The sequence below is a fragment of the Gordonia jacobaea genome (assembly GCF_965344965.1).
Classification (GTDB): domain Bacteria; phylum Actinomycetota; class Actinomycetes; order Mycobacteriales; family Mycobacteriaceae; genus Gordonia; species Gordonia jacobaea.
The window spans coordinates 83,380-99,568 of sequence record NZ_CBDRLS010000004.1 but is presented as its reverse complement, the minus strand read 5'-3'; the positions used below and the strand labels follow the sequence as shown (position 1 = coordinate 99,568).

At 65.3% G+C, this 16,189-nt stretch carries 22 protein-coding genes; 4 read left to right on the top strand and 18 right to left on the bottom strand.

All coding sequences use genetic code 11. The features are described from left to right. Window positions 1–153: 153 nt before the first annotated feature. From ACRVY7_RS14560 to ACRVY7_RS14515, 10 genes are all read right to left on the bottom strand, one after another. Window positions 154–450 carry a WXG100 family type VII secretion target gene (locus ACRVY7_RS14560; RefSeq protein ID WP_049698893.1) on the bottom strand — a complete coding sequence of 99 codons (297 nt, stop codon included), beginning with the start codon at window positions 448–450 and terminating at the stop codon, window positions 154–156. Window positions 451–553: 103 nt separating this feature from the next. Continuing rightward, a complete protein-coding gene (locus tag ACRVY7_RS14555) occupies window positions 554–883 on the bottom strand; it encodes a WXG100 family type VII secretion target (RefSeq protein ID WP_049698892.1) in 330 nt (109 codons plus the stop codon). Between the two features lie 125 nt (window positions 884–1,008). Further along, complete coding sequence (locus tag ACRVY7_RS14550) at window positions 1,009–1,854, bottom strand: ESX secretion-associated protein EspG (protein ID WP_049698891.1); 846 nt, start codon at window positions 1,852–1,854, stop codon at window positions 1,009–1,011. Continuing rightward, the gene (locus ACRVY7_RS14545; protein WP_431817580.1) at window positions 1,851–2,912 is read right to left on the bottom strand and encodes a PPE domain-containing protein; all 1,062 of its coding nucleotides are present in this window, start codon (window positions 2,910–2,912) and stop codon (window positions 1,851–1,853) included. Before ACRVY7_RS14545 ends, ACRVY7_RS14550 begins: the two co-directional genes overlap by 4 nt. A 99-nt stretch (window positions 2,913–3,011) precedes the next feature. Then, window positions 3,012–3,317, bottom strand: coding sequence for a PE family protein (locus tag ACRVY7_RS14540; RefSeq protein ID WP_431817579.1), 306 nt, complete (start codon window positions 3,315–3,317; stop codon window positions 3,012–3,014). Between the two features lie 62 nt (window positions 3,318–3,379). Beyond that, complete coding sequence (locus tag ACRVY7_RS14535; protein WP_431817578.1) at window positions 3,380–4,807, bottom strand: hypothetical protein; 1,428 nt, start codon at window positions 4,805–4,807, stop codon at window positions 3,380–3,382. After that, window positions 4,804–5,112: a type VII secretion target gene (locus ACRVY7_RS14530; RefSeq protein WP_431817577.1), complete on the bottom strand. Its 309-nt coding sequence runs from the start codon at window positions 5,110–5,112 to the stop codon at window positions 4,804–4,806. Before ACRVY7_RS14530 ends, ACRVY7_RS14535 begins: the two co-directional genes overlap by 4 nt. Before the next feature lie 133 nt (window positions 5,113–5,245). Beyond that, a complete protein-coding gene (locus ACRVY7_RS14525; protein WP_431817576.1) occupies window positions 5,246–5,560 on the bottom strand; it encodes a YbaB/EbfC family nucleoid-associated protein in 315 nt (104 codons plus the stop codon). Between the two features lie 10 nt (window positions 5,561–5,570). Then, complete coding sequence (locus tag ACRVY7_RS14520) at window positions 5,571–5,996, bottom strand: hypothetical protein (protein ID WP_431817575.1); 426 nt, start codon at window positions 5,994–5,996, stop codon at window positions 5,571–5,573. 304 nt (window positions 5,997–6,300) lie between these two features. Then, window positions 6,301–7,098 carry a DedA family protein gene (locus ACRVY7_RS14515; protein ID WP_431817574.1) on the bottom strand — a complete coding sequence of 266 codons (798 nt, stop codon included), beginning with the start codon at window positions 7,096–7,098 and terminating at the stop codon, window positions 6,301–6,303. Window positions 7,099–7,372: 274 nt separating this feature from the next. Here ACRVY7_RS14515 and ACRVY7_RS14510 point away from each other — a divergent pair, with 274 nt between their 5' ends. From ACRVY7_RS14510 to ACRVY7_RS14500, 3 genes are all read left to right on the top strand, one after another. Further along, window positions 7,373–8,383: an alpha/beta fold hydrolase gene (locus ACRVY7_RS14510; protein ID WP_431817867.1), complete on the top strand. Its 1,011-nt coding sequence runs from the start codon at window positions 7,373–7,375 to the stop codon at window positions 8,381–8,383. Between the two features lie 82 nt (window positions 8,384–8,465). After that, window positions 8,466–9,041, top strand: coding sequence for a TM2 domain-containing protein (locus ACRVY7_RS14505; protein ID WP_431817573.1), 576 nt, complete (start codon window positions 8,466–8,468; stop codon window positions 9,039–9,041). A gap of 41 nt (window positions 9,042–9,082) precedes the next feature. Continuing rightward, window positions 9,083–9,577 carry a hypothetical protein gene (locus ACRVY7_RS14500; protein WP_431817572.1) on the top strand — a complete coding sequence of 165 codons (495 nt, stop codon included), beginning with the start codon at window positions 9,083–9,085 and terminating at the stop codon, window positions 9,575–9,577. Between the two features lie 67 nt (window positions 9,578–9,644). On the opposite strand, the gene truA is transcribed toward ACRVY7_RS14500, so the two are convergent. The 8 genes from truA to infA all read right to left on the bottom strand — a co-directional run bounded on the left by truA (window position 9,645) and on the right by infA (window position 14,453). Continuing rightward, entirely contained in the window at window positions 9,645–10,529 is an 885-nt protein-coding gene (truA, locus tag ACRVY7_RS14495) for a tRNA pseudouridine(38-40) synthase TruA (RefSeq protein WP_431817571.1), read from the bottom strand. A gap of 24 nt (window positions 10,530–10,553) precedes the next feature. Continuing rightward, a complete protein-coding gene (rplQ, locus tag ACRVY7_RS14490; RefSeq protein WP_431817570.1) occupies window positions 10,554–11,162 on the bottom strand; it encodes a 50S ribosomal protein L17 in 609 nt (202 codons plus the stop codon). A 60-nt stretch (window positions 11,163–11,222) separates the two neighbouring features. Continuing rightward, window positions 11,223–12,275: a DNA-directed RNA polymerase subunit alpha gene (locus ACRVY7_RS14485; protein WP_005207982.1), complete on the bottom strand. Its 1,053-nt coding sequence runs from the start codon at window positions 12,273–12,275 to the stop codon at window positions 11,223–11,225. Between the two features lie 75 nt (window positions 12,276–12,350). Next, entirely contained in the window at window positions 12,351–12,956 is a 606-nt protein-coding gene (gene rpsD, locus ACRVY7_RS14480) for a 30S ribosomal protein S4 (RefSeq protein WP_005207981.1), read from the bottom strand. A gap of 24 nt (window positions 12,957–12,980) precedes the next feature. Beyond that, window positions 12,981–13,388, bottom strand: a complete 408-nt coding sequence (gene rpsK, locus ACRVY7_RS14475; RefSeq protein WP_005207980.1) for a 30S ribosomal protein S11 — start codon at window positions 13,386–13,388, stop codon at window positions 12,981–12,983. Then, the gene (gene rpsM, locus ACRVY7_RS14470) at window positions 13,388–13,756 is read right to left on the bottom strand and encodes a 30S ribosomal protein S13 (RefSeq protein ID WP_005207979.1); all 369 of its coding nucleotides are present in this window, start codon (window positions 13,754–13,756) and stop codon (window positions 13,388–13,390) included. Before rpsM ends, rpsK begins: the two co-directional genes overlap by 1 nt. A gap of 274 nt (window positions 13,757–14,030) precedes the next feature. After that, window positions 14,031–14,144 carry a 50S ribosomal protein L36 gene (gene rpmJ, locus ACRVY7_RS14465; RefSeq protein WP_005207978.1) on the bottom strand — a complete coding sequence of 38 codons (114 nt, stop codon included), beginning with the start codon at window positions 14,142–14,144 and terminating at the stop codon, window positions 14,031–14,033. Window positions 14,145–14,231: 87 nt separating this feature from the next. Continuing rightward, window positions 14,232–14,453: a translation initiation factor IF-1 gene (gene infA, locus ACRVY7_RS14460; protein ID WP_005170487.1), complete on the bottom strand. Its 222-nt coding sequence runs from the start codon at window positions 14,451–14,453 to the stop codon at window positions 14,232–14,234. 379 nt (window positions 14,454–14,832) lie between these two features. Between infA and ACRVY7_RS14455 the strand changes: the two genes are divergently transcribed. Then, a complete protein-coding gene (locus tag ACRVY7_RS14455) occupies window positions 14,833–16,164 on the top strand; it encodes an inorganic phosphate transporter (protein WP_431817569.1) in 1,332 nt (443 codons plus the stop codon). The last annotated feature ends 25 nt before the right edge of the window (window positions 16,165–16,189 follow it).

Genomic DNA, 16,189 nt, shown 5'->3' with positions numbered 1-16,189 from the left:
ACAGGCGTCGCCGGAGCCTCTTGTCGCCTGAGACTCTAACCGACTACGCCGCACCGAACATGCCGGAGTTTCACGCGGGTGGGTGTGGGACCACGCAGGCCCCACACCGCCCCGCCTCCCCCAGTCAGGACGCACCTTTCAGGACGGCCGCATTCAGATGGAACCGAAACCGCGCCCGATCGCCCCGTCGAGCTCCGACATCGTGTTCGACGCGTTCTGCACGCCGCGGTGGAGGCCGAACAGCTGATCGCGCGACTGGAGGAAGATGCGGTCCCAGTTCGCCTGCGCCTGTTCATACGACGCCTTGGCCGTGGTCGACGTCCAGCTCCCGTCGAGCGAGTGGACCTGCCGCTTGAGTTCGTCGGCGAGGTCGCTCAGGCGCGCGAACTCCGACTGGAGATTGCCGCTGAGGTCGCCGAGACCCGCGAAGTTGTATTCGATCTGTCCCATGTCTGGATTTCCCTTCTTATCGCTCGAGGCCAATGCTTTCGAGCGTGGTTGTGTCGAACGTGAATATCGTTGTGTCCGAGATGGTTTGGTCGTGGCGGCTACGTCAGAGCCGCACACCTCCCGGCTGGAACCCACTCGCGACCTGGGCATCGTTGTCTTCGTAGCCGGCGAAGCCGCTGCTGAGCTTGTTCCGGATGTCGTCGAGCGCGTTGTGCAACGCCAATGCCGACGAGTTCCAGTCGGCGTGGGTATCGGTGAAGGCCGCCGACGCCTTGCCCTGCCACGACGCCGCGCCGTTCGACGACGCCCGTGCGATGCGACCGATGGTCTCCTGCATGTCCGCGACCACCCCCGCAACCGATTTCGTTGTGGCCATTGCCGATTCGACGTCGACCTTGACCGCTCCCCCGCTGTTGTCACCGAGATTGAGCATCCTGATCCTCCTGTGGTTGAGCACCGAATCACGGTGCCTCGCGGTATCCGCGACTCAGATACCGCTGGTGTGCACGACGATCGGAATCGGTTCCGATGTCGCTTCCCGCACGTATGGCCCGGAGTTCACCGGGACCACCAGCCGTCGGGAAGGGTCTCGATCAGCAGACCTACTGCCTGGCCGATGCGATGACCCGAACCCGGCGACAGCGTGGTCCACACCCTGCCGTCGGGAGATCTACTGGGACCGGCGATGATTCGACCGCGAGACGTGTCGATGACGCCGAGCGCTCCCGGGGACTGCGTGAGCAGGCCGTCGCGCCGGGAGACCGCGACGATCTCTGTACGACGCTCGATAGTCGCGAAAGCACGTGCCACAGTGCCGGAATCGCTCGGCGGCATACCCAATCGCGTCAGTGTTCGCGCAACCTCCCCGGTGGTCAGACAGCGCCCCAGGCGATCTGCGAGTTCGTCGCACGGACACGCGAGTGCACCGAATTCGAGCGGCTCCGCGGGCACTACGGACCGGTCAGCTCTTCCGTCGTCACCGCGATCCGTGCAATGCCGACGTACCAGCGCCGAGATTCCGGCACCGTCGTTGAGTTCCACGACCGTGATGTCGATGGTGTCGCCGCGCCTGACCGCAAAGACATGCTCGCCGTCGCGCCGCGCGAGACACCCACGGATGGTGTCGGATTCGGTGAATGTTCGTATCTCCAACTCTCGCTCAGGCCGGGCGAGTACTCGCAACGCCGCCACAAGCCACGGCGCTGGATCGCCGAGGTCGTCGATGAGTCGAAGCTCTGCGATACGGGAGTCGGCCACAATGTCCGCGGCGCGCGCACGCTCGGCGTCGTCGTCGATGGCGAACAGGTCGAGGACAACCGGCCAGGTGGTAACCCCGAGCCGCATACCGACTCTGCGCAGTGTCGCGACATCCACTCGTCCACCGCGAGTTGCTGTCCAGATCATCGCGTCGACACCTCCCCGAGGCGAAGAGTCTGCTCGAGATAGGCGGGATCTATTGTCGACGAGCCGGATTCGGCGTCGGAGTCGATCGTCACCTGCGAAGTGACCGCCACGCCCGCCTCAGCCCAGGTGGCCGGCGCCTCGTGGGCAATCCCGGCGCCGCCGATGGGCTCGCCGGAAACGGCGGCTACGGATACCGGGCGAGACACACGCTGCTCGTTCGTCGCGGCAACCGCGGGGGCGACGGGCGGTGGCATCGACTCTGGCGACACTGGCCGTTGCGTCGGTGTCGGCGCAGCGGCGGCCGCGGCCTGCGGAGCCGACGCGAGGGTCGTCGCCGCGTACCCGGTTGTGACCGGTGCTGGCGCCATGGTCGCGAACGGCATTCCGCCCCCGCCTACCTGCGTTGCCCCGGTCTGCGGTGTTCCTATCTGCGGCGTCCCCGTCTGGCGCTGCGCCTTTGCGGCGTCCGCCGCGCTGCGGGCCGCCGACTGCTCGGCAAGCAGCGCGGCATCGGAGACCAGCAGCGGTGCGCGGCGATCGACATGCCACGGTTGCGCAGAGGGCATCGCAGCCTGCTCGTATGCCTCCATCACCCGAGCCGCACGCATGCGCTGATCGTGTCGAGCACGCTCGGCATGGGCAGCAGCGCCCGTGATGACGGGCGCGACCGCACTCACCGACCTCGCAAGCTCGCTGAGTCCGTCGACCAGGTCGACCTCCCCCGCAGCGGGCATCGCCAGCCGGGCGACCGCTGCCGCCGCACCCTGCCCCTGCGCCAGAACAGCGTTCGACGCCGCAGTCGCAGCCGCATCGGCAAACCAGCCACCCAACGCGGCGAGCCGATCGAGCGCATCGCTCGCATGGGAGGATTGCCACGATCCGCCCAACCGCGCCAGGATGACGCTGTATTCGACTGCCGCGTCGCCCATCTCAGTCGCAACGACACCCCACGCGCACCCCGCCTCGATCAAGGGCGCAGGACCAACACCGGACGCGAGATCGGAGACGAGCCGATCAGTGGTACGTGCGTCCCAGACAACGCCGGTGAAACCGGTCACTGCACTTCTCCTTTCCCACCGAGAGGGTCACTGCTGCACCGTTGTTCGAGGGCAGCTCTGTCGTGCTGAATACCGTTGCGGGTGACGCGGTAGCGGCACTCAGATGCGCAGTCCTCGTGCGACTGCGTCGTCGGCGTCGACGACACCGGTCGCCTGTGCTCGCAATGTGGCGGCGAGTTTGCGTAGTTCGAGGACTCCCGACGCGGCGTCGGCGTCGAATCCACCCGCGACGGCATCGAAGGAGTTCGCGACCGCGATCGACACCTCGTCGCTACCAGCCGGAGCAACCGTCCGCCGGTCGGTGGTACCGATCAACGACCGTTCGACTCGATCGGCCAGCAAGTCGAGGTCTTTTGCGGCAGTGATGAGTTCGTCAGGATCGACGCTCAGTTTCGGATCGGGCATGGCGCACCTCCAGGTGTCTCGGACGTTGGTCGTTGGTCGTTGGTCGTTGGCGAGAAGGTTGATCAACTCCGTGGCTCGATCTCCAGGTCGGAGTCGTGCCACAGGAGGCGAAGTTCGATGTCCGGGGTCGGCGATGGCTCGGGTTGATCAGGTTGATCGCCGATCACCGAGGGGGCCACCTCGCGCGACTCGCCGACCACCTCTTGACCGTGCTCTTCGGTGACGAGGTAATCCGGAATCTCGTGGTGCTCAGCGGCATCCGCCGCCCCGCGCGCCGCGCCTGCAGCCATCATCGGGGCCATCGATGCAGGCAAAGGTGCGGCGGCCGTACCGGCCGCCCGTGTTGTCTGCGACGGAGTGAGCGATGCCGGCTCGGTGGTCCCGATCCCGGCTGACATTCCCGGCCGTGCTGCCCCGAGCGGCGCCGATCCCGCACCCATGCCCCCAACGCCCAGACCCCCGACTCCCAGTGCCCCCGCACCCATTCCGGCTGCGCCGACGGTTGCGTCACCTGATCCGCCGCCCGGTCCCGCGAGATCGGGACCGCCACCGGCGGAAAGGTGTTCGAGCCGGGCGGCGTCGACGCCGTCGCCCGAGGCGATGCTGAGCATCTCGCTGACGGGTGTCATCAACGTAGAGGGCAGTTGTGTCGCTGTGGACACGAGCGGCGAGACCGCCTCGAGGATCGAACTGGCCAGCGCGAACGGTGACTGCGCCGCCGACGTTGCGGCAGTCGGCGGGGCGGTCACGTTGACCGGCGCGCCGTTGACGACCATTTGCGTTGTGGGACCGAGCAATTGGGCCCGAGTCACCGCAACCGCCGCAGTCGCCTCGGCCAGCCCCTCCGTAGCGAATCCGACCGCGACGCCCTGACCGACCGGCGTCACAAGACCAGGTCCGAGGACCGCGATCTTGCCGATCGTCGCCGCGATGATGCCCTGGACGGCCGCGAGGCCCGCCGCCACGATCCCCGCCGCGGCCTGGATGTCGATCGACATCACCCCGCCCTGTGTCGACAGCGCGGCGCTGTCGGCACTTGCCTGCGCCGTCTTCGTCGTCGCACCCAGCGACGCCTGACCTGCCCACAACGTATCGAGCACACCGAGAGCCTGTGTGGCGGTGGACATCGCGGTATCGAGCACCGTCGACAATCCATCGAAGATCATCGACGGATCGAGCGGCGCGCCGGACAGGTCGCCGGTTCCGAAACCGCCCAGGAGATCGGTGATCGGTTTGAGCAGCATGCCGATGTCGATCGTCAGCAGCGGCGGAAGTCCCGGCATGGGCGGCAACGCCGGGAGCTGAGGAATCGGCGGCAGCCCGAGCCCGGCGAGTACCTCACCAACTGGCCGATCGAGGATCGGTCCGAGTGGCGTGGCGTCGATCATGTCCTGGATCGACATGTCGTTGATGGCAGGAACATCCGGAAGCGATGTATCGATCGGGCCGGGCGGGTGCGGCCCACCTGAGGTGGGTTGCGGCGAGGTCACAGCACCGACCGAATTGCTGCAGCGCCGGCCGCGTCGTTTGCGTCGAATTCGGCGAGGGCGGACACCGTGCTCGCTGCGGTCGATGCATGGACTGCCGCGAGACTTCCGACAGCGGCCAGATGGTTGGCCTGGGCGGTGATGAAAGCTGCCAAGAACTCTTGGCCGATGAGTCCGAACACCCCGATCATCGCAGCGGTGTTCGCAGCGGCATTGATCGTGCCCGCCGCGCCAACCGCCGTGCCGATAGCCACGTTGGTTACCGCAAAGCCTTCCAGCACTTCAGGTGTCACCGTCACGTTGTCCATGTGGTCCCCTCGTTGATGCACGATTGCAGGTTTACAGTTTTCGGAGTCCGAGCAGTTCTCGGGGCTTCGGGGATCTGACGGGCACTCGACCCGAAAGGTTCCATCGAATTTGCCGACGTCGCGTCGGTGTCGGTCATCGACTCTCGAGTTGCTCGGCGAAGGCTGCGGTGAACTCTTCGGTGAGCGCCGCACGCGCGGCGAACGCACGTTGAGCGCCGAGAAGCGCGGTAGCGACAATCTGTTCGCCCAGCCGCGTCTCGCCGAGGTCGTTTGCGCCTTCTGCCAGCCACAGACCGGTGAGCGCCCCCTTGCCGTCGACCTCAGCGGTCACCAGCCCGTCTGGCGAACTCTCCCGCACGCTCAATGCGGCCAGCCGATCTCCGAAGTCGGCGAGGTGGCCCAGTTGGGCCCGTGCTCGCGCTTCGAGTTCATCCATTGCACCCGTCATCGCATACCCCTCACACTCGACGCATCCACGACGCCGGAACGTCGTCGCGCTCGTCGTCGAGTTGCTCGGCGTGGGAGAGGTCGTCGGCTGTCGGTAAGCCCATCGCATCGACGACGTCGCGCGAGGCCCCGGCTTCGAGAAGCTCGTCGCGCCAACGGATACCGGCAGCCATCGCCGATTGCCTGCAGAGTCGCAAGATCTCGCCGGCGAGTACGTCGGGTCTCTTCTCGAGTTGCGATCGGTCGATGCGGACACGCGTTGGCAGACCCTGAGGTGTGGTCACCACCGTGATTGCGCCCGATCGTGATCGCGCAGAAGACATTTGAAATGCTGCAGGAACCTTCGCTTGGTCGCTGGTCGACCCTAAATCCTTGTTGCGCCCGAAGTCGTTGTGCTGCCCGAAATCGTTGTGTTGCACTGCCATCTGATCGCGCACTCCCCCTGTGCCTCCGTACGTGACTCAACCGACCGCGCCGCTGACCTCAGTCGTCCGTCGCGTTGTGCGTTGAGATATTGCCACCCGTCGGGCCTCCCGGCGATACCCCGACGCGTGCTTGTGGATAAGTCATTCTGTCGGATTTTTACGTTTCAGAACGAACAAACGTGTAAACAACTTCGAGGGGCTCGGGTCCGCCACGACGCGGCGCTGGTCAGCGACCCTCCCCAACGGCCCTACACACCGGGCCACCTGCCCCCGGACGTCGACGTAGGAGTCGCTCTCCGAGCGTTCGACCGCCGAGCTAGCGACCCTCTGCGCTATCCACTTCAGCGCTATCGACCTCAGCACTGTCCACTTCAGTGGACAGTGCTGAGTCGCCGACTTGCGCATCGTCACTCTCAGCGCGGCCACCCTGGGGGCTATCGGCCCCTGCGGCACCTACCCTTGAGCTGCCGACCTGCGCGCCGTCGGTCGCGGTCGCATCAGCCGCCTTCAGGCGACGCAGTGCCCGCCACCGTCGTGTTCCCTCGATGAGCGTCGGGACCACAACGGTCAGCACCGACGCCACGATGATCAGTTCGAGATGATCACGGATGATCGGGACGGAGCCGAGAAAATAGCCGAGCACGATGATGCCCGCCGCCCAGACGATGCTGCCGAGAACGCTGAAGAACGTGAACACCGAGTGGCGCATCCCGCTGAAGCCCGCGACAACCGGGGTCAACGTGCGCACGATCCCGATGAATCGACCGAAGAACACCGTCAGCGGGCCGAACCTGTCGAAGAAGCGGTGCGTCCTCTCGACGTAGGTCGGTCCGATCGTGCGCATCAGACGCCCCTCGAGCACGCCGCGCCCAAGCCGTCGACCGATCAGGAACCCACACTGATCGCCGAGGATCGCAGCCAACGGAACCGCCACGCAGAGCAGCCAGAGCGGGGCGAAGGGTTCTGGCTGAGCAGCGAAGACACCCGCGGTGAAGAGTATCGAGTCGCCGGGGAACACGAAGCCGATGAGCAGTCCGGTTTCGATGAAGATCAGCACACACAGCCCGACGAGCCCGCCCGTGGTCAGAAACGCGTCGATGTCGAACGGATTCATTGCCCGCAAGCCTATCGACACCTTGACGCCCGCGATGTGGTCGAGCCCACTCGTTTGCGCTCACGTTAACTCGCTGCAACATGGTGGGCAGACAGCGCCTATCGGGTGTTAACTCGAAGAGAAGGCGTTGTGGTCACATGCCGCCAGCCCAGATATCACGCCGTTGTGATCACGCGAGGAGTCAGTCGTGTCAGAAGCCCCGACCCGAGTCGGCGGAATCAAACGTTCCGGCGGCTCATCGTCTGCGAATCTACGCCCGGTCTCCGACACTGAAATGCGCATCGAATACAAGGTCATCCACGGCTACCGTCGGGCTTATCGGATCGCGGGCAGCGGGCCGGCACTTCTCCTCATCCACGGTATTGGCGACAACTCGTCCACCTGGAACGAAGTCATCCCGATGCTCGCCCAGCACTACACGGTCATCGCACCCGACCTGCTGGGACACGGGCGGTCGGACAAGCCGCGCGCCGACTACTCTGTCCCCGCGTTCGCGAATGGGATGCGCGATCTGCTCGTTGTGCTGGGAATCAGCAAGGTCACCGTCGTCGGGCACTCGCTCGGTGGTGGCGTCGCGATGCAGTTCTGCTATCAGTTTCCCCGGTTTGTCGAGCGACTCGTCCTCGTGGCGGCGGGCGGTGTCAGCCGGGAGGTCAACCCCGCTCTCCGGCTGGTGACGTTGCCGCTGGTCAACAGCGCGCTCACAGCGCTACGGGTTCCGGGCGTGCTGCCGGCACTCCGATTTGGTGCCAACGTGATCGCCGCGACGCCGACGCCGCCGGGAATTCCCGACCTCCCGCACGATCTGTCACCCAAGCGCATGCTCAACGACCACGAGGATCTGCTTCGCGTCCTCGGCGACCTCGCGGCGCCCACCGCCTCTGCGGCGTTTCTCCGCACCCTGCGGGCAGTGGTCGACTGGCGAGGGCAATCGATCACGATGCTGGACCGATGTTATTTGACCGAGTACCTGCCCGTTTTGATCGTCTGGGGCGACGACGACACCGTCATCCCCTATGAACACGCCCTGCTCGCGCATTCCGCGATCGGCCACAGCGAGATGTCGACGTTCCATGGCTCGGGTCACTTCCCCTTCCACGACGACCCGGAGCGCTTCGTGCAGGTCGTCATGGAGTTCCTCGAACGCAACGAACCCATGGAGTTCGACTCCCAGGTCTGGCGCAGGCTGATGACCGAGGGCCGCAAGAGCGCCGACATCGTCGGCGACGAACAGACCGTCGAGGCAGTGTTCGACGCCATCGACGACGAGCGCAGCGCAACCTGAGGTCGGCCAACCGACCGACAAACGCCAAGTCGTTTACACCGCGTAGCGACACCTGTCAGGGGTCCGTGCGAGGATTGGCGCCATGAGTTTTCCCGACAATTCGAACCAGGAGGCCCGCGGCAACGGGCAGCCTTTCGGTTCGTCGCCGTACGGCGCTCCCTCACCGTTCGGCCCCGCCGCCTCCGGCGACCAGTTCCTCCCCCTCCCGTACGAGTACGGAACCCCGGGTTCGCCCCAATACGGTCCCGCCTACGGCGCTCAGGGATACGGCGCGCCCGGATATGGCGCCCAGGGATATGGAAGTCAGGGATACGCGGCCCCCGGTTACGGATTTCATGCCGGTTACCCCGGCGCCCCAGACCCGATGGCTCCCTTTGGCCGTGACCCCTTCACAGGTGAGCGCCTCTCGAACAGGTCCAAGGTCGCGGCAGGTCTACTTCAACTGTTCTTGGGCAGTTTCGGCGCGGGACGGTTCTACCTCGGATACACCGGGATCGGCGCAGCGCAGCTCGTGCTGACGGTCGTCGGGTGGGTCACGATGTTCATGTTCATCGGCATTTTCATTCTGCCCGCGGTCGGGATCTGGGCCTTCGTCGACGCCATCATGATTTTCACCGGCAGTGTCCGCGACTCGAACGGATACAAACTCCAACCTTGATGCCAAGGTGAAGGCGATCAAATAGTGAGGATGGTGACCCAGTGAGCTACCCGGACGCACCTCGACCCGATCTATCGAAGTCTCGCGGCCAGGAATCGGGCGCCCCCGGATGGAACGACGTCGAGCTGCCGCCGACGCCTGACCCCGGAAACTACGCTGCCCCACCGACACCGCCACCGGGCGATCCGATCCTCGTCTCGATCGGCGACATCCACTGCACGCGCAGCGAGGTCATCACGCCTGCGGGCAACGCACCCCTGGCCGGATCGCGGTGGAGCTTCGTCGACATGTCACGCACCACCAATGAGATTCCGCAGTGGGCTCTCATCGTGGCAATCGTGACAGCCGTCTTGTTCTGCGGACTCGGTCTGCTGTTCCTCCTCGTCAAGGAGGAGCGCACCGTCGGGTTCGTGCAGATCACCGTCTCTGCCGGACCGGTGGCCTACACCACGGCGATCCCGGTCACCTCCCGCGCGGCCGTCGCCGATCTCGGGGCGCGCGTCAACTACGCGCAGACACTGGCATATTCGGCGTAGCGCACTCAGTAGCGGGGACTCAACTGCCGGGGCAGGTCACTCATCGACACACCGCCGCTCCCGCCAACTAGTCGCCGCAACATCCTTGTGCGCCTTCGGTTGTCGTGACCCGCACGTCGCGGGTAATGGCATTGCGCGCCGCCAGCTCGTCGGCCGCCGGGTAGTCGACGCCGACGAGACACAGGCCCCGCGCTTCGGCGACGGGCACCTTCGCGCTGCGTTCACGCTCGCCCAGGAGCGCCCGACACCATCCGACGTCGCGCCGGCCATCCCCCACCGACGCCACCGCGCCGACGAGCGAGCGCACCATCGACCAGCAGAACGCATCCGCGCTGACCTCGCCGATCAGCACGCCGTCGGCGTCGCGTGACCACGAGAACCGTTGTAGATCGCGGATCGTCGTCGCGCCCTCGCGGCGTCGACAGAATGCGGCAAAATCGTTGAGGCCCAACAACACCGACGACGCCGCGTTCATCGCCTCCACGTCGAGCGGCCGTCGCCACGCCGCCGTGGTACGCGCGAGCACCGGTTCGGCACCGAACACCGCGTCGGACAGTCGGTACCGGTAGTGACGCCGCAGCGCCGAGAACCGTGCGTCGAAGTGTTCACTGACCGGCGCGGCCTGCTTCACGCGCACATCGTCGGGAAGCATCTTGGCGAGTCGTCCGACGAGGCGCCCGGGGTCGCCGTCGATGGATCGCGTGTCCAGTGCAGACGTGGGAATGTCGGCGTGCGCGACCTGCCCGGTGGCGTGGACGCCCGCGTCCGTCCGGCCGGCGACGGTCAGCCGGACCGGTACCCGCAGCACCGTCGACAATGCGGTCTCGACGACCTCGCATACCGTTCGCTGGCCGATCTGTCGCGCCCACCCAGCGAAATCGGTTCCGTCGTAACCGATGTCGAAACGCAGACGAACGGACCCGCCACCTGGTGTGGTGGCGGGTCCGTTCATGTCTGGCGTGTTCAGCCGTCCGACCTACTTGTCGTCGGCCTTGTCACCGTCGACGTCGGCGTCAGCAGCTTCGGCCTCCGGTGCGGTGGCAGCGGTCGACTCGTCGTCGACAGCCTCGGCCACGGCCTCGGCGTTCTCGACCTGTGCCGGGGTTGCCTCGTCGGCGACGGCCTCGACGACGTTGTCGGCCTCGGCTGCCGGGGCAGCGGCCTTCTCGTCAGTGGCCTTCTTCGACGCAGCGACACGCGTGGCGCGGGTGGCCTCGGTCGACGCGGTGTTCTCGCGCACCAGCTCGATCACAGCCATGGGGGCGTTGTCGCCCTTGCGGTTGATCGTCTTGATGATGCGTGTGTAACCGCCCGGACGGTCCGCGAAGAACGGGCCGATCTCGGCGAACAGCGTGTGGACGACGTCCTTGTCGCGGATGTCCTTCATGACCTCACGACGGTTGGCCAGCTTGCCGGCCTTGGCGTGGGTGATGATCTTTTCCGCGTACGGGCGCAGGCGCTTGGCCTTTGCTTCGGTGGTGGTGATGCGGCCGTGCTCGAAGAGCGAGGTGGCAAGATTCGCCAACATCGCCTTCTGGTGGCTGGCCGACCCGCCGAGGCGGGCACCCTTGGTGGGCTTGGGCATTGTCTTCTCCTAGGAGGACCCGGCGATCGCTCGACGAGTCAGGTTTGGCAGTCGCAGCGACTAGAGCTGCTCGGTCTCCGCGAAATCCTCACCGGAGTCAGCGTCGAAAGACGCGTCGTCCGACCACGTTCCGGTTGCCGGGTCGTAACCGGCGACCTGCGACGGATCGAAGCTGGCCGGGCTGTCCTTGAGCGACAGACCCAGGGTGTGCAGCTTGACCTTCACCTCGTCGATCGACTTCTGACCGAAGTTGCGGATGTCGAGCAGATCCGACTCGGTACGTGCAACCAGCTCGCCGACGGTGTGGACACCTTCGCGCTTGAGGCAGTTGTACGAACGGACGGTCAGATCCAGATCCTCGATCGGCAGGCTGAACGACGCGATGTGGTCAGCCTCCGCAGGCGACGGCCCGATCTCGATTCCCTCTGCCTCGACGTTGAGCTCCCGAGCCAGACCGAACAGCTCGACCAGGGTCTTGCCCGCGGACGCCAGGGCGTCACGAGCGCTGATCGAGTTCTTGGTCTCGACGTCGAGCACCAAACGGTCGAAGTCGGTGCGCTGCTCGACGCGGGTGGCCTCCACCTTGTAGGTGACCTTCAGCACCGGCGAGTAGATCGAGTCGACCGGAATGCGGCCGATCTCGGCTCCCGACGCCTTGTTCTGCACGGCAGGCACGTAACCACGGCCCCGCTCGACGACGAGCTCGATCTCGAGCTTGCCCTTGTCGTTCAGGGTGGCGATGTGCAGATCCGGGTTGTGCACGGTGACGCCGGCGGGCGGCACGATGTCAGCACCGGTGACGGTGCCCGGACCCTGCTTACGCACATACATGGTGACCGGCTCGTCCTCTTCGGAGCTCACCACGAGGCCCTTGAGGTTCAGGATGATGTCGGTGACATCTTCCTTCACGCCGGGGACGGTGGTGAACTCGTGCAGAACTCCGTCGATGCGGATGCTGGTGATCGCAGCACCCGGAATCGAGCTGAGCAGGGTACGACGCAGCGAGTTACCGAGGGTGTAGCCGAAGCCCGGCTCGAGCGGTTCGATAACGAACTTCGACCGGTCGTCGGCGATGATCTCCTCGGTGAGGGTTGGTCGCTGTGAGATGAGCATTTCTTGATTTCTCCTTGTGGCCGACCGCTATTTGACGGCCTAGAAGTGGACCGAAACAGCTTGTGCTGCTTGGTTTTACTTGCTGTAGAACTCGACGATGAGCTGCTCGGTGAGCGGAACCTCGATCTGAGCGCGCTCGGGCACGTTGTGCACGAGGATGCGCAGCGTCGAAGGAACGACCTGCAGCCAACCCGGAACCGGACGATCGCCGACGAGCTCCTTGGCGATCTGGAACGGGGTGGTCTGCAGCGACTTCGGACGGACGTCGATGATGTCGTACTGGCTGACGCGGTAGCTGGGGACGTCCACGCGCACACCGTTGACGGTGAAGTGACCGTGGGTAACCAGCTGACGTGCCTGACGACGGGTACGTGCCAGACCGGCGCGGTACACGACGTTGTCGAGACGGGTCTCCAGGATGCGCAGCAGCTCGTCGCCGGTCTTGCCGTTACGACGGTTGGCTTCCTCGTAGTAGCGACGGAACTGCTTTTCCATCACTCCGTAGGTGAAGCGTGCCTTCTGCTTCTCCTGCAGCTGCTGCAGGTATTCGCTCTCCTTGATCCGCGAGCGGCCGTGCTGGCCGGGCGGGTAGGGGCGACGCTCGAACGCCTGGTCGCCTCCGATGAGGTCGACGCGCAGACGACGGGACTTCTTTGTTGCGGGGCCGGTATAACGAGCCATGTTTTTCTCTTCCTCCCTTTCCCGCTAGACCCGACGCCGCTTGGGCGGACGGCAACCGTTGTGCGGCTGCGGGGTGACATCGGAAATGGTGCCGACTTCGAGGCCGGCTGCCTGCAGCGACCGGATGGCGGTCTCGCGACCCGAACCCGGTCCCTTGACGAACACGTCGACCTTCTTGACGCCGTGCTCCTGGGCCTTGCGCGCAGCGTTCTCGGCCGCGAGCTGAGCCGCGAACGGGGTGCTCTTTCGCGAGCCCTTGAAGCCGACGTGACCCGACGATGCCCAGCTGATGACATTGCCGTTGGGGTCGGTGATCGACACGATGGTGTTGTTGAACGTCGACTTGATGTGTGCGTTGCCGTGCGGGACGTTCTTTTTATCGCGACGGCGTGCGCCCTTCTTGGGGCCTGCGCTACGTGACTTCGGAGGCATTACTTCTTCTTCCCGGCGATGGTCTTCTTCGGGCCCTTACGAGTACGGGCATTGGTCTTGGTGCGCTGTCCACGGACGGGCAGGCCACGACGGTGGCGCAGACCCTGGTAGCAGCCGATCTCGATCTTGCGACGGATATCGGCCTGCACCTCGCGGCGCAGGTCACCCTCGACCTTCACCGAGCCTTCGATGTACTCACGCAGCTTTGTGACGTCTGCGTCGGTGAGGTCCTTGGCGCGCAGGTCGGGGCTCAGCCCGGTGCCCGCAAGGATCTCCTTGGAGGTGGTACGCCCAACTCCGTAGATGTAGGTCAGTGCGATCTCGAGCCGCTTCTCGCGGGGAAGATCGACACCAGCAACACGTGCCATGTGGCGGATTTCCTTTACTTTTCAGAGGTCTTCTCCCGGTCCGTCCCCTACTCTGCGAGGGGCTCCGGCCTCTGCACGAAGCGAGTTGTACTCGCTGCGCGGTGTCTCGCGGTGGTCCGCGTGACACAGTCCGGAGGTAGGCGGTGACGCGTCTGTCGCCGCTGGTGCTGGGAGGGCTTCACAAGTTCTGCTCAGCTCTGGTGTGTGTATTCAGTTGTGTGTTTCACCAAGCGATCTGGTGGGGTGCTCCGCGGTCGTACGACCGTGGAGGTGATCAGCCCTGACGCTGCTTGTGGCGCAGGTTCTCGCAGATCACCATGACCCGGCCGTTACGGCGGATCACTTTGCACTTTTCACAGATCGGCTTGACGCTCGGCTGAACCTTCACGTCAATCTCTCCTGTTGTCGCCCGTGGGCACGACCGAATGGCCGCACCACACGAGGGTTGTCCCGGACCGGTCTCGGCCGGGAAGTCTTACTTGTAGCGGTAAACGATGCGCCCGCGACCGAGGTCGTACGGCGAGAGTTCCACGACGACCCGATCCTCGGGCAGGATGCGGATGTAGTGCTGCCGCATCTTGCCGCTGATGTGGGCGAGAACCTTGTGACCGTTCTCCAGCTCAATGCGAAACATCGCATTGGGCAGGGGTTCGATAACCCGTCCCTCGACCTCGATGGCCCCGTCTTTCTTCGCCATGTCCTCCGCGATCCTCGGCGGTGTCGCGATCCGCTCGCAGGGCAACAAGTGCCCGGACGAACGATTCACCCCACTGCCCGGTTGAATCAGTGTTTATCCGTTAGTGTGTTGGCACCCGCTCCGAGAGCGAGCGCCTGGCGGCGATGTCTCCGGCCGCGCTCACCGGGTAGATGGCATGCGCATACCGGCACGACAAGCGCACCGACGTTCAATCCTACGCGAACTGGCCTAACAGTCCAAACCCGCGACGACTGCCGCCCAGACGCGACTCCGACAAATCGTCCGCTGGGGTGACCACGGGATGAATACCGTCCGAAGAGTCCCGGATCGGGCGGCCACAGCCCCCACCCGGCATCGGTCGACTATCACTCTGGATTGAGTGGACCTCACAACACTCGCCGTGGTCGGCATCATCGCGCTCGCGGCGCTATTCGATTTCACGAACGGATTCCACGATTCGGCGAACTCCATCGCCACCGTGGTCGCGACCCACGTCCTCAAGCCCAAGGTCGCAGTCGTGTGGGCCGCCGGGTGGAACTTCCTCGCGTTCTTCGTGATCGGAACCGCGGTCGCCGACACCGTCGGAGAGACGGTCAAGTCGCAGTACTACAGCGTTGCCGTCGTGTTCGCCGCCCTACTCGCCGCCGTCATCTGGAATTTCCTCTCGTGGCACCTCGGGATTCCGACGTCGTCGTCGCACGCTCTCATCGGCGGTCTCATCGGCGCCGCTCTGGTCAAGGGCGGCATCGACGCGATCAAGGCGTCGAGTGTCGAGAAGACCGCGGCGTTCATCGTGATCTCGCCACTCGCGGGTCTGTTGCTCGGCGGTGCGCTCATGCTCATCCTGCGCGCGGTCCTCTTCCGCGCACCCGTCCTGCGCACCGAGAAACTCTTCCGGTGGTTTCAGCTCGCATCGTCGGGAGCCATCTCGCTTGCCCACGGCGGCAACGACGCACAGAAGACGATGGGCATCGTCGCGGGCCTTCTCGTGTCGACCGGCCACCTCACTCAGACCGGTTCGTCGCTGCCGGTGCCCGACTGGGTGGCGCTGGGCTGCTATCTGTTCATCGCACTCGGAACACTGTCGGGCGGATGGCGCATCGTCCGGACGATGGGCACCGGCATCACCCGACTGCGCCCGGTGAGCGGCTTCTGCGCCGAAACGGGTGCGGCGATCGCACTGTTCGGCTCGACGGCGCTCGGCGCGCCGGTCTCGACAACCCACACGGTCGCAGGCGCGGTCGCGGGAGTCGGCACCACCAACCGCAACAGCACCGTCGACTGGTCGGTGTTCCGCAAGATGGTGGTCGCGTGGGTCGTCACCATGCCTGCCGCGGCAATCGTTGCGGCCGCGGTCTACGGCCTCACCCAACTGCCGAGCCTCGCGGCGTCGACCATCGTCCTCGCGGTACTCATCGCTGGACTGCTCGTGCTGTTGTGGAAATCGCTGCGCGCCGCACCCACGGCAAGCGACGTCGAAGCAGACCTCGACAAAGAAGCCGAGGAGGAATTCCCGATGCTCGCGGGAGCCGGTTCGATCATTCCGAGCGGCAAGCCACGACGCCCTCACGCCCACAAGACGGAATCGGATGGAGACGCCGACGCACCCGGTAAGGACGACGCCAAGGCCGCGAAGGAAGCCGAGCAGCGGAAACAACTCGAGGAGCTGAACAAGGTGACGGCCGACCAGGTCCCCGAGTTGTCCTGGTAGTCACGCGATCGGGCAAGGCGACGTG